Source organism: Breznakibacter xylanolyticus (assembly GCF_003254275.1).
GTDB classification, from domain to species: domain Bacteria; phylum Bacteroidota; class Bacteroidia; order Bacteroidales; family Marinilabiliaceae; genus Breznakibacter; species Breznakibacter xylanolyticus.
Genome location: NZ_QKZK01000044.1, coordinates 1 through 22,430, shown reverse-complemented (window position 1 = coordinate 22,430; position 22,430 = coordinate 1). Strand labels below are relative to the sequence as shown.

19 protein-coding genes and 2 tRNA genes are annotated in these 22,430 nt (G+C 48.7%); 3 read left to right on the top strand and 18 right to left on the bottom strand.

Going from position 1 to position 22,430, the window contains the following annotated elements; genetic code table 11:
• Positions 1–261, bottom strand: a 261-nt coding sequence (locus LX69_RS15880) for a transposase (RefSeq protein ID WP_185741724.1), incomplete at its 3' end; no start/stop codon positions are given.
• A 137-nt stretch (positions 262–398) separates the two neighbouring features.
• Between LX69_RS15880 and LX69_RS15875 the strand changes: the two genes are divergently transcribed.
• Entirely contained in the window at positions 399–3,194 is a 2,796-nt protein-coding gene (locus LX69_RS15875; protein ID WP_111447023.1) for an MG2 domain-containing protein, read from the top strand.
• A 276-nt stretch (positions 3,195–3,470) separates the two neighbouring features.
• On the opposite strand, the gene LX69_RS15870 is transcribed toward LX69_RS15875, so the two are convergent.
• From LX69_RS15870 to LX69_RS15855, 4 genes are all read right to left on the bottom strand, one after another.
• On the bottom strand, positions 3,471–4,202 hold the full coding sequence (locus tag LX69_RS15870) for a DNA-binding domain-containing protein (RefSeq protein WP_111447022.1): 732 nt from the start codon (positions 4,200–4,202) through the stop codon (positions 3,471–3,473).
• Positions 4,203–4,321: 119 nt separating this feature from the next.
• The gene (locus LX69_RS15865) at positions 4,322–5,212 is read right to left on the bottom strand and encodes a DMT family transporter (protein WP_111447021.1); all 891 of its coding nucleotides are present in this window, start codon (positions 5,210–5,212) and stop codon (positions 4,322–4,324) included.
• A gap of 91 nt (positions 5,213–5,303) precedes the next feature.
• Positions 5,304–5,375 (bottom strand) — tRNA-Thr (locus LX69_RS15860).
• 6 nt (positions 5,376–5,381) lie between these two features.
• A tRNA-Gly gene (locus LX69_RS15855) sits at positions 5,382–5,457 on the bottom strand.
• 381 nt (positions 5,458–5,838) lie between these two features.
• Between LX69_RS15855 and tpx the strand changes: the two genes are divergently transcribed.
• Positions 5,839–6,351 (top strand): thiol peroxidase, encoded by a 513-nt coding sequence (gene tpx, locus LX69_RS15850; protein ID WP_111447020.1) that lies wholly within the window; start codon positions 5,839–5,841, stop codon positions 6,349–6,351.
• A gap of 65 nt (positions 6,352–6,416) precedes the next feature.
• On the opposite strand, the gene buk is transcribed toward tpx, so the two are convergent.
• From buk to sucD, 13 genes are all read right to left on the bottom strand, one after another.
• Positions 6,417–7,496 (bottom strand): butyrate kinase, encoded by a 1,080-nt coding sequence (gene buk, locus LX69_RS15845; protein ID WP_111447019.1) that lies wholly within the window; start codon positions 7,494–7,496, stop codon positions 6,417–6,419.
• A 107-nt stretch (positions 7,497–7,603) separates the two neighbouring features.
• Positions 7,604–8,506: a bifunctional enoyl-CoA hydratase/phosphate acetyltransferase gene (locus LX69_RS15840; protein WP_111447018.1), complete on the bottom strand. Its 903-nt coding sequence runs from the start codon at positions 8,504–8,506 to the stop codon at positions 7,604–7,606.
• A 179-nt stretch (positions 8,507–8,685) separates the two neighbouring features.
• The gene (locus tag LX69_RS15835; protein WP_111447017.1) at positions 8,686–9,903 is read right to left on the bottom strand and encodes an acetate/propionate family kinase; all 1,218 of its coding nucleotides are present in this window, start codon (positions 9,901–9,903) and stop codon (positions 8,686–8,688) included.
• Positions 9,904–9,979: 76 nt separating this feature from the next.
• Positions 9,980–10,960 carry a 3-hydroxyacyl-CoA dehydrogenase family protein gene (locus LX69_RS15830; RefSeq protein WP_111447016.1) on the bottom strand — a complete coding sequence of 327 codons (981 nt, stop codon included), beginning with the start codon at positions 10,958–10,960 and terminating at the stop codon, positions 9,980–9,982.
• A 46-nt stretch (positions 10,961–11,006) separates the two neighbouring features.
• Entirely contained in the window at positions 11,007–12,008 is a 1,002-nt protein-coding gene (gene pta / locus LX69_RS15825) for a phosphate acetyltransferase (RefSeq protein WP_111447015.1), read from the bottom strand.
• 402 nt (positions 12,009–12,410) lie between these two features.
• Positions 12,411–13,049 carry an energy transducer TonB gene (locus tag LX69_RS15820; protein ID WP_111447014.1) on the bottom strand — a complete coding sequence of 213 codons (639 nt, stop codon included), beginning with the start codon at positions 13,047–13,049 and terminating at the stop codon, positions 12,411–12,413.
• Between the two features lie 189 nt (positions 13,050–13,238).
• A complete protein-coding gene (locus tag LX69_RS15815; protein WP_111447013.1) occupies positions 13,239–13,517 on the bottom strand; it encodes a hypothetical protein in 279 nt (92 codons plus the stop codon).
• Between the two features lie 183 nt (positions 13,518–13,700).
• The gene (locus LX69_RS15810; protein WP_221621394.1) at positions 13,701–14,477 is read right to left on the bottom strand and encodes an amidohydrolase; all 777 of its coding nucleotides are present in this window, start codon (positions 14,475–14,477) and stop codon (positions 13,701–13,703) included.
• A 165-nt stretch (positions 14,478–14,642) separates the two neighbouring features.
• Complete coding sequence (gene dacB / locus LX69_RS15805) at positions 14,643–16,025, bottom strand: D-alanyl-D-alanine carboxypeptidase/D-alanyl-D-alanine endopeptidase (protein ID WP_221621393.1); 1,383 nt, start codon at positions 16,023–16,025, stop codon at positions 14,643–14,645.
• 37 nt (positions 16,026–16,062) lie between these two features.
• Complete coding sequence (locus LX69_RS15800) at positions 16,063–17,118, bottom strand: DUF6340 family protein (RefSeq protein ID WP_146260771.1); 1,056 nt, start codon at positions 17,116–17,118, stop codon at positions 16,063–16,065.
• Positions 17,119–17,224: 106 nt separating this feature from the next.
• On the bottom strand, positions 17,225–18,388 hold the full coding sequence (locus tag LX69_RS15795; protein ID WP_111447009.1) for an iron-containing alcohol dehydrogenase: 1,164 nt from the start codon (positions 18,386–18,388) through the stop codon (positions 17,225–17,227).
• Between the two features lie 139 nt (positions 18,389–18,527).
• Complete coding sequence (gene fabG / locus LX69_RS15790) at positions 18,528–19,274, bottom strand: 3-oxoacyl-[acyl-carrier-protein] reductase (RefSeq protein WP_111447008.1); 747 nt, start codon at positions 19,272–19,274, stop codon at positions 18,528–18,530.
• A gap of 96 nt (positions 19,275–19,370) precedes the next feature.
• Positions 19,371–20,249, bottom strand: coding sequence for a succinate--CoA ligase subunit alpha (gene sucD, locus LX69_RS15785; protein ID WP_111447007.1), 879 nt, complete (start codon positions 20,247–20,249; stop codon positions 19,371–19,373).
• Positions 20,250–20,427: 178 nt separating this feature from the next.
• Between sucD and LX69_RS15780 the strand changes: the two genes are divergently transcribed.
• Positions 20,428–21,996: a methyl-accepting chemotaxis protein gene (locus tag LX69_RS15780; protein WP_111447006.1), complete on the top strand. Its 1,569-nt coding sequence runs from the start codon at positions 20,428–20,430 to the stop codon at positions 21,994–21,996.
• Positions 21,997–22,430 lie beyond the last annotated feature (434 nt).

Here is a 22,430-nt window from a genome sequence, read left to right as displayed (position 1 = left end):
CGTATTGTTTCTGTCTCGAGGGGTTGTTAATTCAAACTCTCCGGTAGAGCTTTTTACTGTTTTGGTCGTAAGCCCATTTCGCTTGTTTCCGCCCTCATGTTTAAGGTGTTGTTCAAGCTCTAGGGCCAATGCCTTTTCTAAAAAATGCTTGATCAGAGGGGTGAAAACACCGTTCTCACCCATGAAATTCTTTTTCTCATAAAGTCCCTTGATCGCTTCCCGTTCAAAGTCTTCGTAACTGAAATCTGGTTTGTCTTTCATTGTCTGCAAAATTAATATTTATATATTGCAGACACAGTTCCATGAATAGTCTCCAGTGTAACCCGGTGAAATAACATTCGGTCTTGCGTCTTGATACTCAAATCTTGATACTCACATCCTGATACTTTATTAAACAAATGAAAAGAATCTACACCCTCCCCTTGCTGTTGATGCTGGTTACACAAATGACATCACAAAGCAAGAGCACCGAAAGCAGTCTACTGCAAAACATCAAAACCCATCAGACCTGGCATCGACAGGAGAAATGTTTCATCCACACCGACCGACCCATCTACACCGGCGGCGAAACCTGCTGGTTCAGCATTTGGTTGATGGATGCATCGACCCATCGACTCAACCACAGTGAGCGGGTGGCGTATGTGGAACTGGCCGATGCCCATGAGACCCCGCTCATCAGACAGATGATCCGGATGGAAAAGGGCATCGGGCAAGGCTCGATGTTGATTCCCGAGAACCTGACGGCCGGAACCTACACCATACGGGGTTACACCAACTGGATGCGCAACGCCGGAAGCGACTTCTTTTTCAGAAACACCATTGCGATTGTGCCCCCCGAGGTCGCCCCCCCGGCAACAGAGGCCGCGACCCCATTGCCGGACACGTCGCCCAAAGCGCCGACGGCTGCCGACACCACCCTGATGGTTCGTTTTTTCCCCGAGGGAGGTGAGATCATCGAAGGAGTGCCGTGCAAGGTGGCCTACGAAGCCGTGAGCGCATCGGGCGTTCCGCAAATGTTTACGGGCATTGTCACCAACAAAGGCGGACAAATGGTGGCATCGGTCACCCCCATCTGGGCCGGAAGGGGATTCTTTACCCTCACCCCCGAAAAAGGGGAAACCTACACGCTCACCCTTCCCCGCCCGGAGGGCACGCCCCGCACCTTTCTCATTCCCCCGGCACGCCCATCGGGCACCGGCTTGTGGGTGGAACACTCGCGCACCTCGCCCGACCTCATCGTATCGGTGCAATCGACCGTCACGGCATCGACCGACACGCTATACCTGCTGACGCTGCAAAACGGTCGCCCCGTGACAGCGCAGCCCCTGGTGATGAGCAACGACATACAGAGCTTTCGCATCGACAAAGCGTTGTTTGAAGGCGGCATGGTACAACTCACCCTCTTTGACCGGCTAAAACGCCCGGTGAACGAACGGTTGGTATTCATCCATCAACCCTCGCTCAGGATGAGCATCCACGAGACGGACATTCCGGGGCAGCCGCGCGCCCGCGCCCGCTACCGGCTCGAAGCCCTTTACCCCGACGGACGACCGGCACAAGGCACCTTTTCGGTGTCGGTGACCGATGCGCAACGCATTCCCGAGGGTGCCTACACCGACTGCAACATGGTCAACACCCTGCAACTCACCTCCAATATGCCGGGACTGATTCAACAGCCCAACCAATTTTTTGCCAACACCCACAAATCGTTTTTACAAACCGAGCTATTGATGCTCACCAACGGATGGCGGCGATATGAGTGGCACCACGTGATGACCGACACCGTGCGCCTGCCGCGTTTTTTAGAAGAACCGGGCTTGTATGTCACCGGCAAACTGACGCGCAACCATGGCCCTGCCCCCGAGGGCATCGACATCACCATGCTCGTGAGCGAAAAGATGAGCTACTTTAACCAAAAGAGCGACAAAACGGGCCGCTTCACCTTTTTGCTCAACGATTTTAACGACACCATGCGAGCCGTGGTGCAAACCAAAAACAAGCTGAACAACGTTGCCGACTACAACCTTGAAGTCCACACCAACTTCAGGTCGCAACCCGACGACAGCCCCCGGCACCGCCCCCTCATTTGGCAACACACGCCCCCTCTGAGCCCCATCACGCCCTCGCAACTGGCCATGGAACTAACGCAGCGCATGAGCCACGAAATGTTTGTGGACACGACCGACGTATCGCTCAACGAAGTCACCGTATCGGCGCAAAACCTCAAGAATGTGCGGGGCGTCATGACGCAGCAATTTGGCCCGGCTCAGGAGAGCGTGGGGCAAAAGCAAATTACCGACCTGAATGGGGAGCGCCCCTGGAACAGCGGCCTCATCAGCCTGCTGAACGATGCCTTTCCCGGTATGGAAATTGACTTGATGGATGCCGACCTCACCAGCATCCGCTTCAGGGTAAAGAACAAAATTCAGCACCGCATTTTTATTTATGTAGATGGCCAAATGGCCGGGGCATCCGACGACCAGGGGCGACTCACCCACCTGCTCAACCAATACGGGCTGGAAGAACTCATTTCGATGGATGCCACTGTGGTTGAATCGGTAGATCTGATCTTCCCCCCCGTCGATAAAAAAGGGATGCAACTGCATGTGTTGACCGATCCGGCAAACCGGGCAATCGCCCACATAGGGGGAGAGGCCCTCCCCAACACCTCGTCATCCCAGGGATACTCACAGGCATCGATGACAGCCACCACATCGCCAACCCCAACCAACGATCCCTCGTCGGATGCCAAGGTCAACTTTGAGGCGAACATGAATTTGTTTCCCAAAAACCACACCTCCCCCATTGCCGTGGTGGCCATCTACACCAAAGATGGCGGCGGCATCAGCACCCGGGCGCGTTACAAAGGCATTCGCCACATCACCCTACAGGGTTTTTCGGGCACACAAACGTTTTACCACCCGGTGTACAACGGCACCGACAACTCCCACATCTTAAAAGATGAGCGCAACACCCTGGCCTGGTGGCCCCGCGTGCAAACCGACAGTTTGGGCCAAGCGGACCTCATCTTTTATAACTCCGATGTGGCCCGGCAGTTCCGATTCGAAGTCAACGGCCTCAGCACACAGGGGGAAGCCGGCGCTTTGCGGTGGATCACTGACGAGCTGAGCATTGACACCCCCCAAACGGGAGCCGAGCGTAATGAACGAAGAACTGACACTGAAGTGCAGTGAGAGAAGATGAGAGCAAGTGAGGAAAGAAAACTCAGCGGAACTCAGCGAAACCTCATCTTCCTCAGCGTAATGAACGAAGAACTGATACTGAGTGGCACGATGTACAATGACCTCAATCACCATATTGGTGGCAGCGGGGGAGCCAATCGGCTTACCCGGGGCTGCCGCACAGAGTGAGTCGAGCGACTCAGCGTCAGCCGATCGGGCGACTCAGTGTCAACGAATCGGGCGACTCAGTGCATCGCGTAGCCTCGGTTCGCATCGCACGCCCCGAGGCTACACGGTCAACAGAGAGGGAAATGAATAACTGACCGGTTGAATCAGAGGCTTTTGGGTGCCCGAAAAAGCCGACACGAGCGTCATGCGGTAGCTGCCCGGGGTCATCGCCCGTGGCAACACGAGCAGCAACTCGCGGGGATGGTTCTTCATCAGTTGAGACGCCCCAATCATCAGCTGGTGCCCCGAGTCGACATGCACCAGCGTTATCCCGGCCTGTGGATCATCGCCCACAATTTTGACGCGCGTGCCGGCAATGCGCAGGCCGCCACCGGGCGTGAGCCGTTGGTTGACGCTGCCCGTGGCCAGATCGGTGATGGTGTTGATGACCGTGGCGGTCGATGCCCTGCCGCGCATCTTCACCCGGGTGCGGTCGATGGCCTTGCGCACGGAAGACGTGGGGGTCGATTCTAAAACAAGATGGTGGTGGTCATCGTCCCACGCGTCGCCATCGCCACAAAACACCCCCTTCACCCCCAGCCGGTGAGTGGCCAGTCCGAATTGCACCGAGGCACCGTTGGCCAATTCATCAAGGGCAACATCGTGCAGCAGTTGGTAGGCCATTTTGAGGGTGGCAGCATTGAGGTCGGAGCGGCGAGCCACCACGGCATCCACCAACTGGTCGATGGTGAGGGTTCGCGAGCGCACCACCCGTCCCTTGCGGGCGTCGGAGCGCTGGCTCAGGGCATAGTCGTACAATTCGACCAGCACATGGTTCTCGGGTTGAGTCATCTTGAAGGAGGTTGAGATTTAAAAGGCGTTAAATTAAGAAAAGATGACGGCATCTCAATACCCGGACAAACCTGTCAGCCTGCTCAAACCTGACGGGTTCAAAAAACAATTACCCCCCCTCACGCCTTTTTATAATAAAGCAGCAGTGCGCCGCCAATGACGGCCATGCCGGTGAGGGCAAACACATCGGGCCCTTCGCCGGGCACCAGCAGCCAGCTCAGCAGCGCCCCGGAAACGGGAATGAGAAACTTCCACACGTTGAGATCCGACACCTTCACCCCCTTGCGCTGCAACAACAGGTACCAGATGGAAAACGCCACGGCCGAGATGGCACTGAGCCACACCAGCGACACGTAATACACCGCCGGGAAGTCGAAGCCCCGAAACGGCTCCACCACCCACGAAAAGAGCATCAGCAACAGGCCGCCCAGCATCAGTTGCATACTGCTGATGGTGATGGGCGAGCCAATGTCGTTCTTTTGGCTAATGATGATGTTGACGATGCCTGACGAAACGTTGGAGAGCACCAGCAGCACCAGTCCTAACACCGGTTTCCAGCCCCCGTCGCCCTCCAGCCCCTTGCCCACGGCAATGAACACCACGCCCGAGATGCCCACCACGATGGCGGCCATCTTGCGCCAGGTGATGCGATCGTGACGCAGGGTGTAGTGCGCCAGCAACGCCACCATGAGCGGCTGCGTGCCCACCGTGATGGCCGTAAGCCCTGCCGGTAACAAGCTGATGCCCCAATAAAACAGGGCATACTGCACAAAGGTCTGCGCCAGGGAGATGAGCAAAATCAAGCGATGGTGACGCACAAAGGTCGTCACATAACTGCCCTGCGCCAGGGCAAAGGGCAAAATCATGAGCCCGGCCAAAAAGAAACGCTCGCCGGCAAACTGAAACGGCAGGTTGTACTGCAACCCGATTTTAATGCCGGCAAAGGCAGTGGACCATAACAAACAGGCCACGATGGCCAAAAAGGGAGTGCTGGTGAAAATGTTGCGCATGGGATATAAAGAACTGTTTTTTAAAAAAACGAGAACATCGGAACTAACATAAACAAAAAAAAGCGACTCACACAGTGAATCGCTTTTTTTGAGCCGTTGATGGGAATTGAACCCATGACCTCTTCCTTACCAAGGAAGTGCTCTACCTCTGAGCTACAACGGCAATCTATGGAGCGAAAAACGGGACTCGAACCCGCGACCCCAACCTTGGCAAGGTTGTGCTCTACCAACTGAGCTACTTTCGCATGCTTTATCTGCCGTGGCTCGTTTGCCTTAGCGGATGCAAAAATAGAAAAAGATTCTGAAGTTGTATCGCTTCAGCGCAAAAAATTCAAGCATTTATTCAAGTTTCTCCGAACCTCGACAACAAACAACTGATTTTCAAAAGATCTAAATCAAAGAAAAAAGCAGGACTTCATCATTTTTATCACATCCCAGAACAATTCACAAAGAATGGATGTTGTAGAATGAGCAAAGGAAGAGAGGAAGAGTGGAGAAGTGGAGAAGTGGAGAAGTGGAAGAGTTCAAGAATGACAAAGAGAGTATAAGAGTAAAATACAATTAATATTCACACAACACCCCCTCATCCTCATTATGGGGATAAAGTGGGCTAAACCATTCACAACATGAATAAAGTAAATGTAAACGTGACATTCGCCGGCGGTGCGGTGACCATTGTGGGCAACGAAGTAAAAAAAGGGCAGACAGCACCCGATTTCACAGCCACCGGGGCTGACCTCAAACCGGTTAAACTAAGTGATTTCAAAGGCAAAAACGTGGCCATCGCCATCTACCCCTCCATCGACACCGGGGTATGCGCCCTTCAAAACAAGCAGTTCAACAAACTGGCCACCGAACTGAAAGACACCGTGGTATTGAGCATCTCGCTGGATTTGCCATTTGCCCAAAAGCGCTTTTGCGCGGCCGAAGGCCTCAACAACATCGTGACGGTGAGCGACTACAAAGATCGCGAGTTTGGTCAAAAATACGGCTTCCTCATTGATGAGCTCAAACTATTGACCCGCGGCACTGTCATTGTCGACAAAGCCGGTGTGATTCAATACGTGGAATACGTTCCCGAAATCACCCAGGAACCCGACTACACCAAAGCCTTGGAAGTCCTAAAAGCTCTTTCGTAAGGCTTTCACAACAACGCCACACAAACACCCTGCTCCGACCTCACGTCAAGCCGGGTGTTTTTGTTTTAGTGGTACTCCCGACAGGCGATGGTTCCTTCCAACACGCCAAGGGCATTCTCAGCCAGAGCAGCCATTTCATCTTCACCGGGAAACACCACCACGGGAGCCAAAAACTCAATGCAGTCGCGCAGTTGATTCATCAGCGCATCGCTTTGCGCCATGCCCCCGGTCAGGATAATGCCGTCCACCTTGCCACACACCACCGTGGCACACGCGCCAATGGACTTGGCCACCTGATAAAGCATGGCATCAATCACCAAACGGGCATGCGAGTCGCCCTGCTTCACCCGCTCCATCACTTCGGGCACACTGCTGGTGCCCAAATGCGCCATCAACCCGCCACGGCCATTGATAAGGCGCTTGACGTCATCGCGCGACAACGTCCCGCTAAAACATAAATCCACCAACGCCCCCGAGGGCAATGTCCCGGCACGCTCGGGCGAAAAGGGACCAAAGCCGTCCAGCGCATTGTTCACATCCACCACACGCCCCTGCTGGTGCACCCCAATGGAGATGCCGCCCCCCAAATGCGCCACAATCAGGTTGAGCGCTTCATAGGGACGATGAAGCATGCGGGCATAACGACGCGCCACGGCTTTCTGATTCAAGGCATGAAAGATGGATCGACGCGGCATTTGGGGCAGACCACTGATCCTGGCCACATCAGAGAGTTCATCTACCACCACCGGGTCGGCAATAAAAGCACGAACGCCGTGGGATGAACGGGCAATATCCAAGGCAATCAACCCACCCAGATTACTGGCATGTTCGCCCTGCACTCCGGTCAACAAATCGTTTTCAAGGGCACTGTTCATCTCAAAAACGCCAGACTCCACGGGTCGAATCAACCCGCCACGACCAATGACGGCATCGAGCGAAGACAGCACCACTTCAGCCATCGACAATTCGTGCAAAATCATCTCCTTGCGAAAAGCATATTGATCAGCAATGCGATCAAAGCGTCCCAAGTCGTCGGGCGAATGACGCACACTCTTTAAAAACTGCACCACACGTCCTTCGTACAAGGCTATTTTGGTCGATGTGGAACCCGGATTGATGACCAGAATTCGAAATGATGGATTCATATTTCAAGTCTATGATTGCTTCTTCTCTTTGGCACTTTTTCACTCTTACACTCTTACACTCTTACACTCTTACACTCTTACACTCTTACACTCATATACTTCCTTTCTCACCCGGCCATCACTGCCAATAATATGCTGTCGTATTTGGCCTGTTCAGAGTCGCTGCGAGAGGTGAGTACAATGGGCGCCGAAGCCCCCAACACCACCGACGCCACCCTTGCCTTGGCAAAAAACACCAGACTTTTATAGAGCACATTGCCCACTTCGATGTCGGGCATGAGCAACAAATCGGTATCACCGGCCACATCGCTTCGGATGCTTTTATGCAGGGCACTCTCGAAACTCACGGCATTATCGAACGCCAGCGGACCATCGATGACGCAATTACGAATCTGATCTCGCTGGTTCATTTTCGACAACAAAGCGGCATCCAGTGTGGCCTGCATGTTTTCGTTGACCATCTCCACAGCACCCAAAACAGCAACTTTAGGTCGGGCGATGCCTAAATGATTCAGATAATGCACCGAATTATTGATGATGGCGATTTTCTCCTTTAAAGTCGGGGCAATGTTAAGCGCCACATCCGTCACTGCAATGAGCTTGTGATAGGCTTCTACCTCAAACCATGCAAAATGCGACAGCAATTCGCCTTTGCGTAAACCCCATTCGCGATTGAGCACCCCTTTGAGCAACACAGGGGTAGCCACCTTGCCTTTCATAAGAATATGAGCCTGCTCCTGCTTCACCATCTGCACAGCAAGAGCCACGGCTTTATCGACATCAGGTTCATCAACAAACTCGGCATCCACGGCAACCAACCCACGCTCGTGCAATATGGCCAACGTTTGAGCCATGGATCCAACAAACACAGGCTGAATGAGCCCCTTAAGCGAAGCACGACAAACAGCATCCAACGAATGCAGATCGTGCGAAACAGCCAAAACCAACCGTCTTGGCAAATCGCTCCGACTCAAAGCCCTTTCCTCCAACTGAGATAACGATGTAAACATGAAACAGATTTTCAAAAGATGAAACCAAGCAGCCCCCTTACGCCAACAACAGGATTGTCAAATATTAAAACACCCGACAAATCAAAATGTTCCAAAAATGAGCACAGCACCCCCCTTCAACAAAAAATGGCCGAACCCACCAGGATTCGACCATTAGATATATGAATAGGACAACCAAGTTATCGATTGGACATCTCCGCCACAATCTCTTTGGTGTCTTTGGCAATCACCAACTCTTCGTTGGTGGGCACCACCAACACCTTCACACGGCTTTCGGGCTTGCTGATTACTTTTTCTTTTCCATGAATAGCAGCATTGATATCTTCGTCAATCTCAATGCCAAAGAATTCCATCTGATTCAATACTCCCGCGCGAATGTAAGTGGCATTTTCGCCAATTCCGCCGGTAAAGATGATCAAATCGACTCCCCCCATTGCGGCAATGTAGCTCCCAATGTATTTCTTAATGCGATAATTATACATCTCAATGCTCAACTGTGCCATGGCGTTGCCTTTATCGGCGGCATCGTGCACTTCGCGCATATCAGAAGAGATGCCGCTGACCCCCAACAAACCACTGTGTTTATTAAACAGGACACTGGCCGATCGGGTACCAATCATCTCCTTGTCCATGATGAAGGTGACAGCCCCCAAATCGAGGTCACCGGCACGAGTCCCCATGATTAATCCCTCCAGAGGCGTAAATCCCATAGAGGTATCAACCGAATGGCCATCCATAATGGCCGCTATGGAAGCGCCGTTACCCAAGTGGCATGAGATGATGCGAGCCTTTTGAAAATCGAGGTTCACCATCTCACAGGCACGTTCCGACACGTAGCGGTGACTGGTTCCATGAAATCCATAACGACGGATGCCGTATTTCTTGTACAAGGTAGCCGGGATGGCATACATATACGCCTTTTTAGGCATGCTTTGATGGAAAGCCGTATCGAACACACCCACTTGAGGAATGCCGGGCAACAACTGCTGCACCGCATAAACCCCCTTAAGGTTAGGCGGATTGTGAAGCGGCGCCAGCTCGATGCACTCCTCCATTTTACGAATCACCTCCGGGGTGATGAACACACTGGAATTGAATTCCTCACCACCATGCACCACACGATGCCCAACGGCATCGAGCTCTTCGAGCCCCTTGAGGCAGCCATGGCGTTCGCTGGTCAACACGCCCATGATATAATCGATACCCGTTTGGTGATCTAAAATCTCACCCTCGAGCAACACCTTTTCACCACTTTCTTTTTCATGCTTCAGAAAAGAGCCTTTAAGACCGATTTTTTCGATCGCCCCTTTTCCCAAGACAGCCCACTCGTCATTCGCCTCACTGTAAAGCTGATACTTAATCGATGAACTGCCGCAATTTAAAACCAATATCTTCATTTGTTTGATTTTTTGGGTTGGATGTCACTATACACATCACTTGTTGGTAACATTGAGAAATAACGCATCAAACACATTATTTCCAGGTAGACACAAAATCATCACCATGAATGATTTTACCCTCCTCATCGTATCGATAAAAACCGGTACCGGCCCAAATACCGAAACGCTTAGCACGTACCAACCGACGAACGAGCGGCGAAGCTTTATAACGAGGATCCCCAAACTCTTCGTAAAGGTTTTCCATCCACTTAATCACTTTTTCGAGCCCAATGATATCAGCCGTTTTGAAAGGGCCAAAACGCATACCCAGGCCAACTTCCATGGTTTTATCGATGTCGGTCATCGACGCCACACCTTCCATCAGGGTGGCACACGCTTCGTTGAGCAACACCACGTAAAGCCGCACGCTCACCAAACCGGCCGATTCGGCCACATGAATAACATCACGATTAATGAGTTTCACAAAGGTACACACCCGATTGTATGCTTCGTCGGAAGTATATAACCCCTTAACCACCTCAATGATGCGAGCCTCAGCCGAGGTCACAAAGAAATGCAGGCTGACACTGCGTTCGCGGTGCTGGAGTTCCGACGCCAATTCACTGATCACAATATGAGTGGCATTGGTCGCAATGATAGCATCGCGTGACACCACCTCTTCAATTCGTCGAAATATTTCCTTACGAACATTGATATTGCGCTCACCGGTAGCTGCATCACGAATGGCTTCGATGACAAAATCGCAATCGGCCAAATCCTGATAACTCATGGTGCCTTTGATGCGGGACATGATGGCTCGCTTTTCGCCCTGAGTGAGCCCCCAACTTTCGATAACCGAATCGAGCCCCTTGGAGATATGGTCGATGGCTAACTGAATTTTTTCTTCGGAAAGTTCAACAAACACCACCTCCATGCCATGCATGCTGGCTATTTGGGCGATGGTTTGTCCCTCTTTTCCACATCCGATGATTCCAATTTTCGAGAACAAAGTCTCGCCCCTCTGCTTTTTACTAAATGCATAGGCTTCAATAGGTTCAACTAAAAGCTCTGCCATTGATGCTTGGTATTATTGGGTTTGATAGTTTACGAACACATGAATATCACTTAAATGCAGCCTGATTGGCAGTAATGGCCACCAAATTGACGATGTCACTCACTGAACATCCGCGAGACAAATCGTTGATAGGGGCAGCCATGCCTTGTAAGACAGGGCCAATGGCTTCGGCACCTGCCATTCGCTGCACCAATTTATAGGAAATATTACCAGTTTCCAAGGTAGGGAACACCAACACATTAGCGAAACCGGCAATAGAACTTCCAGGAGCCTTTTTTTGGCCAATGGCCGGAATAATGGCAGCATCAGCTTGCAACTCACCATCAATTTGCATATCGGGCGCCATTTCCTTGGCCAAACGAGTGGCTTCGACCACTTTATCGACCATTTCGTGTTTGGCACTACCTTTGGTTGAGAAGCTCAGCATGGCAATTCGGGGCTCGATGCCGGCAATGGCACGGGCAGTTTGGCCACTGGCCACGGCAATTTCGGCCAATTCGGCCGCAGTCGGATTGGGATGCACAGCACAGTCGGCAAACACCATCATGCCATTTTGGCCAAACTGTTCATCCTTAAGTATCATGATAAAAGCACCCGACACCACACTGATACCGGGTTTGGTTTTAACAATCTGGAAAGCAGGACGCAAGACATCGCCGGTTGCATTATCAGCACCGGCCACTTCACCATCAGCATCACCACACTTAATCATCATCACCGACAGATAAAGAGGATCACGCATTAATTTGAGAGCCTGATCTTTGGTCATTCCCTTACTTTTGCGCATCTCCACCATGACATCGGCATAAGCATCAATTTTCTCATAAGTATTGGGATCCACAATTTGAGCTTTATGCAAATGGGTCAGTGCAAATTGCGATGCTTTTTGCCGAATGTCGTCAGCATCCCCAATTAAAATGATATCACAAAACCCTTCCTGCAGAATCACATCTGCAGCTTTCAAGGTCCGCTCCTCATGCCCTTCGGGGAGCACAATACGCTGCTTGTTGAGACCGGCCTTTTGTTTTAAATGCTCAATGAATTCCATAACCTATATGTTTGATGATTTGAATATACAACCACGAATTAAAATCGTCATTCAACAGCCACACACACGAAGCATCACAGCAGAGCAAATCCAAACCATTTGATAAATATCTGAATTTCTTTTGGAAGAAAAAAGAAAAATACAAACGATTGCACTGCTTTTTACAATCATGTTGTCACCATACAAAATAAGAGAAGAAAAACGACTCCAACAAATTTTTGCCACCTTGAGTTTACAAATTTGCTTTATTTTTAGAGTGTATAAATTGCACGATTTGTAAATAATTGTAAAACCACTATAACAAAAAAAGAGTCAAACACAGTTCAACTCTTTTTTGTATCATCATAAATATCAGAACCCTATCCGATTGGACTAAGGGCTGTGCGATAAAAAAAGCCAAAATTACCGCACCGGAGGTGTACCCGGTTTAGTCGTTATCTCAACGACACCATGCTTTGCCTTAACACCATAACGCTCCACAGCCTTATCGCCCTTAGAGACACGGATGGTTCGAACGTTGTAAGAATCAATCTGAACGATGCCATCGACAATTTTTCCATCTAAGACAAAAAGCGGTGGTTTGTTTTCAAAATCAATAGGCGTAAGAGCCTTGGCCGATTTGCGCTCAGAATCGGTCAACACAAAATCCACAGGAATCAACATCCGATAAGCGACAGGCCTGCCATTGCGCATGGCAGGCGCCCAAGCCCCCAAGCCATAAACAACCCGAATAGCTTCTTCATCCAATGTATCAGCTACCCCCTTGAAGATGCGACAATTTTCCAGCTTCCCATCGGGGGTAATAAGGCATTCGACCTGGACCACCCCCTCCACACCCTGCAACTTCATCAGAGAAGGATATTGCAAGGACTTATTAATTTGTCGAGTCAACGAATTACGATGATGCTTGAGATAAGGCACCCGATCGACTTGTTGAAAAATAGAATCAGGCTGCATCAGATTGACATTAAAAGAAGTCATTGCTTTCCCCGACACAGCAAGAGCAAAAAGAGTGAAAAAAATTGAAAGATAGGTTTTCATACGATTACAAGTATTAAGATTGAAGTATCAAGACACAAGACAATGAGTATTATTTACCAGACATTTGAGTGAAGAAACCTAAGACATGGCTTGTTTCATCACATAAAAGCCAAATCGACCAAACAACAAGAATTATACCAAACAAAAAAAGCCTGACCGAAGTCAGGCTAATCTATAAAAGGTCTGAAATTAACGTCTGTTTTGACGAATTTCATTGATATGAGAAAGCGCTTTTTTTAGACTTTCAATGGCCTCATCGGGCACAGGAGGCACTTTAGGAGAAGTGGGCAACTGTGGAGCCGAAGTGGCAATGGCAGAGTTACTCCGAATCTCAAACTGTGCACCGGGATACACGCGAGGTTCATAAAACGCATCCACTTCCTCAAACTCTACAAAATCGAAGTTTTTCATCAGCTCTTTAAAAAACTCAGCCTTATTATTGTGTACCTGTACTTTAAAACTTTTCATGATATATGGCATTAATTATTATCAAACAATACATTCAAACAAGAGCTTATTGGTTTGGTTTAACATGATTATCACACACAATCAGAGCAGTAACAATTGATTACATAATAACAACCAGCTAATGTTTAGTAAAGATAACACAAAAAATGACTTAATGAAAGAGAATATATTCAACACAAACACTTAAATAACGTTAAAACCGTCCCGGTCAAGAAAAGCGGGGAATTTAGCTCTGAATTTACGAAGAGCATTCAAGTCCAACTCGGTGCCCATCAAAACTTCCTGATCATCGGGAGCGGCAACCAGAGCCTGTCCACGAGGGTCTAAAATCACCGAATCGCCGGAATATCGATTGAGCAAATCGTTCCCAACCCGATTGACCGCTACCACATAAGACTGATTTTCGATGGCACGCGCCTTAAGCAGCACATTCCACACCTCACGCCGCGGGGTCGGCCAATTGGCAACAATCAGCATCATGTCGTAATCCTCAAGGTTGCGAGCCCATACCGGGAATCGCAAATCATAACAAACCAACAGTAAGATGCGCCATCCCCTGTATTGAATAACCATGCGGCGATTTCCGGGAGAGAAACGGTGGTGTTCGTTACCCATACGGAACAGATGTCGCTTATCGTACCAGGTAATGGAACCATCGGGATAGACAAAGACCAATCGATTGACATGAGAGCCCTTCTCAGCAATGACCACACTCCCGGCAAGAGCCGTTTGGTGACGCATGGCCGTTTGACGCATCCAAGTCAACACAGACCCATCCATTGTTTGAGCCACATGGGCAGGCGTATCGGTAAAACCACAATGAAATGTTTCGGGCAACACCAACAAATCGCAGTGTCCTATTTCATCCTGAATAATTTGGGAATACCGCTGAAGGTTTAACGATTCATTTTCCCACTCGATATGACATTGAAGAAACTTTACAATCATTTTATTTTCCATACTACAAACAATTATACACGACAGAACAATCCCCCCCAAAAAAAGGATTGGTAAGATAACAAACCAATGTCGTTTAGTGAATGATATTCAGATAAAAAACAAGAAGATTGTCAGACTTCAGATTTGTCTGAGCAACATCATCTTCTGATAACCAAACGGCATGGGTTACAAACTTAAAATCCATTGAGAAACTAATTTTTCAATGGACTTACGGACAATAGGTGCCGAAGCAGTTGAATGATTCACAATCACTGAGAACGCACACATGCTACCTTTGTGAGTTTTAAAATAACCAGCATAGCCAATTACCCCGGTCATTGAACCACTTTTGGCATACACCCGACCACGCACTGCATCATCGGTCCATAAATTTCTTAACGTTCCAGAAACACCCCCAACGGCCAGGGATGATTGAAACAAATCGGCATCATCGGAATGATGCATATTAGATAACAATTCGTTGAGCGAACGAACCGACAAGAGCGAAAAAACAGACAACCCACTACCATCATATAATTTCCACCGGGCGGCACCGTCAACCTGTTGTTCCACCCAATATTTCAACACCAGATTGGTCGCTGCATCCCACCATGAGCCTGCGCGCACAGCAGGCGCCAAAGCCAATAATAAATGATCGGCCAGTAAATTATGACTGCGTCCGTTGATGACCGCAATCATTTGTGAGAGCGAAGGAGAATCAATGGTACAGAGGCAGTTGGAGACCTGAACCGGATAGGATTGATTCACAATACGAATTCGTCCGCTAACGGCAATGCCCCTTGCTTGAAGCGCTGAGCGCAACTCACGTGCAAACAAGGCAGGCGGAGAAGGCAAGGCACCTTTCACCCTAAACTTTCGGCTCCCCGGGGGAATAGCCCCCTGAACCTGCATAAATGTACTGCCAGGAACACCATATATATAAGCACTATCGTGCTTGCTACCGGCAACCGCCCAACAATCGAACACCACATCAGGTAACTCAGGTTCCGTACCCACCACAGAACATCGGTGACCGACCGTCACAGGAGCATCGAGCAAAAGAGAGAAGGTATTTTCGCGATAAGACAAAGCAGCAGGCAGTGCGCCATAATAATTCCCCAAATCGTCCCACGATCGACCGGCAGGATAAGGCATCACCGGACAATAAGAGAGGTCGATGACCAAATCGCCATTGAAAGAGGAGATTCCTCGTGAGAGGATGGCGGAAGAAATCTTATTAAAAACCACATCAGAACGAGATGAAGCAAATAATGAAGACCCCAAAGAGGGATCCCCCCCTCCTACTACCACCAAATCATCGGTACACGTTCCACCAGCGACGACACCGGAAGCATACACAGAAGTTCGGAATCGAAAATCGGAGCCCAACAACCGTATGGCCGAAGCCGTCGTTATCAACTTGGTCAAAGAAGCCGGGGTCAATTGCAATTCAGGACAATAACTCACCACCGTAGTCTGACTACTTAAATCGATCACTTCGAGTCCCACCGAGGCGCCTTCGCCCACAGAATTCAAGAAATCATCCACCCCATTTCTATTCTGCGCCAAGGCAGAAAAGCCCGTTAGAACACATAAAATCCAGATACTAATTGAGAGGCGTGCCATATTGTTGTGAGAGTTTTTTAACATCGGCATGGCGTTTCACCAAATCCAAATAATAAGCTTTGGCCTTGTCAGCGTCATGCTCATGAGCAAACTTTTTTAGAAGAAACAATTCCCAACCATGGTAAGCCCATCGGGCAGCATCTTCCATCTTTCCCTGAATCTCCTTTGCCAAGGCAATATTCATTGCCAAACGGGCTTTTTCGGCACCACGACTTCCTTTATAGAGGTGAAACCAAATTTTTTCCGCCTCATCCCATTTGTTAAGGATCACCCATGATTGCGCTTCGGGATAATACCCGCTGCCACGAGGATAATAATGACGGACGACAGGCTCCCAATAGGGGGCAAGACGATCGGCATGGTAATACCCCATGTATTTTCCGGTTTCGACAATGGCAGCAGCCAAATCGGGAATGCCATCAACGGGGTACAACAAACCATTCACAGATCCGCGCCAATAAAGCGTATCAACCTGAATATGACGATCGAGCGAGATTCCGGTACGGGCATCCACAAACAACCATTCCACCACAAACCGAATGGACTGGATGCAATCATAAAAACCATAAATATCGGAACGAGTGTATTTGAGGGCCGGTTCATAGTCATAAGAATTCAACACCACGGCACCATCGACATTCATCGAATCGGACAACAGCGCAACACGGTCAAGCATTAAGGGTTTCCCGTCGAAGCCAAGGGGGCCGTTAAAAGAAACGGGAATGACATGAACCGTATCAAAGAAACGCCGTGCGGCTAACTCCTGAGCCAGCCCTTTATTGACCACCATCGCAATGGAGTCGACCACATCACGAAAGAAAATCTGCGTCGCAAAGGTATCTTGCATAAACACATTGACCCCCACAGAATCGGTAAGAGGGAAAGAATTATCGATCACCATCACCGATTTGATTAGCGGAGGAATGGTTACCTGCGCAGGGCGAATAACTTGCATTTGATAAGGCACAGAAGTCACACACCCCCACCACAGCAGGGGAAATAAAAGAACAAACCACATCAATCGAACTGTCGTCATAGCAGCATGTCATCAAAATAATTATCCCTGTCTACATCACACAGACAGGGATAAAACAAAGATAACAACGACTGAACAAAATCAATCGTCAAAAACCATAAAAATTTTACAACGCATTTAGATAAATGGCTTCCACATCTTTGGCTTCTAATTTAAAAAAGCCACCAATGGGGCCAAACAAACAAGCCTTTTGAACCATTCCGGGAATATCGTCGCGACGAATGCCCCCCTGGGTCAACGATGACGGCATTCCCAACGAATTAAAAAACTGTCGCACAGCGTCGATGCCCTTTAAAGCAGCCTCACGATCATCGTCTGCATCAACACCCCAAACATTACGAGCCATTTGAGCCAATTTGGGGGCAGTTTGCTCGTTGAGCACATATCGCATCCACACGGGAAATAAAATGGCCAGACCGGCACCATGCGTCATATCATTCACCGCACTCAACTGGTGCTCCATTTGGTGAGTAGCCCAATCACCTTCGGGCTTCGCAGTAGACGTCAAACCATTGAGAGCCAAACTTGATGCCCACATCAGGTTGGCACGAGCCTCATAATCGTCAGAGCGATTCAAGGCGCGAGGCCCATACTCGATGCAAGTTTTTAAGATGGCCTCAGCGATGGCATCCTGAATAAAAGTCCCCTTATCGAGGGTAAAATATTGCTCAAAGATGTGCGCCATGATATCAGCAGTCCCGGCAGCCGTTTGCCACTTATCGACCGAAAAAGTCAACGACGGATCCAATACCGAGAATTTAGGACGCAAGGAGTCGGCTCCCATTCCGCGTTTATCGGCCACATCGTCATTCGAGATAACGGCATTGCCATTCATTTCGGTACCGGTAGCCGCCAATGTCAACACGGTACCTAAAGGCAGGGGGTTGACCACTTTGGCACGTCCCATGGGGAAATCCCAGGCATCGCCGTCGTAGGGAACGCCAGCAGCAATGGCTTTGGCACAATCGATGACACTACCACCGCCAATGGCCAGAATAAAATCGAGATTGTGTTCGCGACACAAACGCACGCCATCACGCACACTGGTGATTCGAGGATTGGGTTGCACCCCGCTTAATTCGACAAAGAAAATCGATTGCGCCTTCAACAAGGTCACCACCTGATCATACAATCCCATTTTTTTAACGGATCCCCCCCCGTAAACTAAAAGGACACGAGTGCCATGAGCTTTAATCTCGGGACCAATTTCCTCGACCTTGTTCTTTCCGAAAAGAATCTTTGTCGGCGCACAAAAGTTGAAGTCTCTCATATTCAGCAATGTTTTTCGATAAAATTAAAGAATCAAAAGTATGAAAAAGGTCAGAGCAATGGCAGAAAAAACTGTTAATGGAATGCTAAAAAAGGGGTACCGAAGCACCCCTTTTTATCAAATATCGAGAGACAATAAATTACATATTCATCCCGCCGCACACATGAATTACCTGACCTGAGACATAAGCAGACAAATCAGAACCCAGGAACACGCATACATTGGCCACATCGTCGGGCGTACCGCCACGTTTGAGGGGAATTTGAGCTTCCCATGCTTTTTTCACATCTTCAGCCAACACCCCTGTCATTTCGGTGATGATAAAACCGGGTGCGATGGCATTGCTACGAATGCCGCGAGAGCCTAATTCTTTGGCAATAGACTTGGTAAATCCAATCATACCGGCTTTAGAGGCAGAGTAGTTAGACTGACCCGCGTTGCCACTCACACCCACCACCGAACTCATATTAATGATAGAACCTGATTTTTGTTTAAGCATGGTTGCCTGTACCGCTTTGGTAAAGTTGAAGCACGACTTAAGATTGACATTGATCACAGCATCCCACTGATCTTCTGTCATACGCATCAACAAGCCATCTTTGGTAATGCCGGCATTGTTAATCAAAATATCAACGCGACCAAAATCCTTCACGATTTCGGCCACCACATTTTGGGTATCTTCATAATTGGCGGCATTGGAAGCATAACCTTTAGCCTTCACGCCCAAGGCGGCAATCTCTTTTTCAGTGGCCTGAGCGACATCATTATATTGCAAATCAGTAAATGCGACATTACATCCTTCGGCAGCAAAACGCATGGCAATGGCTTTCCCAATCCCGCGAGCAGCCCCGGTGATAATTGCTGTTTTTCCTTCTAAAAGCTTCATACAAAAATGTTTTGAAATTATTGACACATTTTATAGCGTCGCAAATTTAGAATAATTATGGAAAAACAAAACAACAAGAAATGAAAAGGTCAGAAGTTACCCCCAAGATTTAAGCGCATTGAGCATGGTTAGACCAATGTGAGCAGGCGATTGCACCACATGTATTCCACATTGGCGCAAGACATTCATTTTAGCCTCGGCCGTATCGCTCGCACCACCGACAATGGCACCTGCATGTCCCATTTTACGGCCTATGGGTGCTGTTTGACCGGCAATAAAACCAATTACCGGCTTTGACATGTGGTCATTCAACCAGATGGCAGCCTCGGACTCCATATCGCCACCGATTTCGCCAATCATAACAATCCCCTCCGTTTCGGGGTCATCCATCAACAATTTCACGGCATCGAGCGTGGTGGTTCCAATGATGGGATCACCACCAATGCCGATGCAAGTACTTTGGCCTAATCCCAGTTTGGTAAGTTGATCGACCGCTTCGTAAGTCAGGGTCCCCGAGCGCGACACCACGCCAATATTGCCGGGCTGATGAATAAACCCGGGCATGATTCCCACTTTGCATTTTCCGGGTGAGATGACACCGGGACAGTTGGGGCCAATTAAGCGAGATTGGTGTTGAGACAGAAAGTGTTTAACCCTCACCATATCGGCCACCGGAATGCCTTCGGTAATGGCAACAATGAGTTGCACACCGGCATCGGCCGCTTCCATAATGGCATCGGCGGCAAACTGTGGGGGAACAAAAATGATAGAAACGTTGGCATCATGCGTCACCACGGCCTGATGCACCGTATTGAACACAGGTAAACCCAAATGGGACCGTCCGCCTTTACCCGGAGTCACCCCTCCCACCACACAAGTGCCATACTCCAACATTTGAGAAGCGTGAAAAGAGCCTTCACTACCGGTAAAGCCCTGCACGACAACACGGCTTTGATTTCCAACCAATACACTCATGGCGATCAGATTTATAGAAAACAAACAACACCTTCACCATAAAACAACAGAAGCGGCACAATGTTCGACACACCACAAGCATCGACACCATGATTTAAACATCGCTTAACAATAACTTAACCACTTGAGGAATTCAGAAAATTAAGTTTGCCGCAGAAACCGATACACAAAATTGCACATGAACTGGAGAAACATCAAATTGAAACAAAAGTTAACACTGGCATTTGGGGGCATCCTCTTAATCTTTTTCACATTTGGTTTATTCATTTTTCTACTCATCCAAACCATTCAAAAGGAATCGAAACAACTATCGGCACAAAAAATGCCGGAGGTAAAAATGCTCACCGAACTGGAGCGCAACTGGCACAATGCCATCCTATATTACCGAACCTACACCACCGGCAAACGAGCTGTGGATTATTATCAATCGATGAGTCATCTCGATTTGGTATTCAAAGAATTGAACAACCTACGCATTTACAGTCCGGATTTGACCGACCAACTGATGAGTTTAACCCGAAAAACAGATGATTTTAAACAGCTGGCTCATGAAGCCTTTCACAACCAAACCAACAACGATGCCATCAAAGAAAACAACGTGATAGATGCCATCAACATTCGATGCAAAGACTTGATAGAACAACAAATATGGGAGTCATCCAAATCGGCAGAGAATACCACACAAATGATGCATCTGGCCATCAATCTACTTATCGCAACCATTGTCGTTATCCTTGCAATCACAGGCATCATCACACAACGCATCTCGGCATCCTTACTCAAGCCAGTGAAGGAACTGATAGGACATGCCAATAACTTGGCCGAGGGAAAATTCATGGACATTGAAGAAACAGGACGTAAAGATGAGTTTGGAATGCTTCAGCGCGCCATTCGACAAAGCAGTGAAAAACAGAAAGAAGTGATTCACGAACTCAACAACCTATCCCTCAAACTTGGACACATTAGCACCGTGCTTGATGACAAATCGGAAAAACTGACCGAAATCACCAACGACCAGGCCGTTCACTCACAAGAGCTGTCAGCAACGATGGAAAACCTGGCAGGGCTGGTCAACAACAACAGCGACAACGCCAAGCAATCGACCCGACTGATAGGCGCTTTTAAAGCCTCGTTGCAAGAAAACAGCCATCAAATCAATGAAGCCATCGACACGCTCAAACAACTCATCGACAAATCGGCCGCCATCAGAGACATTGCATTCCAAACCAACATATTGTCGTTAAATGCCAGCATAGAAGCAGCCAAGGCCGGAGAAACAGGCAGAGGATTTGCCGTGGTGGCCACGGGTGTGCGAGAGTTGGCCGAACAAACCCAACACCTGAGCGACGACATGAACAAGATCTCCGCCATGGGTATGGAACTCTCAGATACCATCAAGCAAAACCTGCATAAAGTAGAGAAAGATCTGGATTGCTCATCGTCACTCATTCATCAAATCGCCAACGATAGCAAAAATCAACACCACGAGATAGAACAAGTAAGCGAAAACCTCTTTATTGTCAACAGCGGAGTTCAACGCACAGCCATGGATGCCGAAGAAATCAGCCGAGAGTCGGCTCAACTGTTGCGCGAAATAGAAAAGATTAAAGAAACCCTATCATTTTTTGAACTGGAATGCATCCACATGGATGCCTTGCATGATGACGAACCCTATTTCCCGCAGCAGGAAGAAAGCGACCAGCCGACACCAACCATTCTTTATGAAGAAGAATATGCCATGTCGTAATCAAGTTTTTATTCAAACGAAAACAAACAAACCCATGCAGATCTACAACTTACCAACATCACCAAAAATTGAATCAATAATCACATAGAACGACCATAAAAAGAATACCCAAAAGCCCGCCGGCTTTTAACCCATCTTGCAGCTTTCCATCCAAAATTCATTAAAAAAACACCTTTTTTCACCTCAAAATAGGCTCTTTTGCTCTATTTGCTTTTGTAATACATTGATAATCAGTGTCTGAATTTTCGAAAAATCATTTGTAGTACACAAGGGGGTATTGTATATCAGCGGTTTACATGTTTACTTTGGGGCATGTATTTCAAAGTATCCATGCGCACCAACCCCGAAACGGGAATCTATAGCGGTTATTACCGTTTAGTGGAGAGCTACCGTAATCACAGCGGCAGGGTATGCCATCGTACGCTGTTGAATGC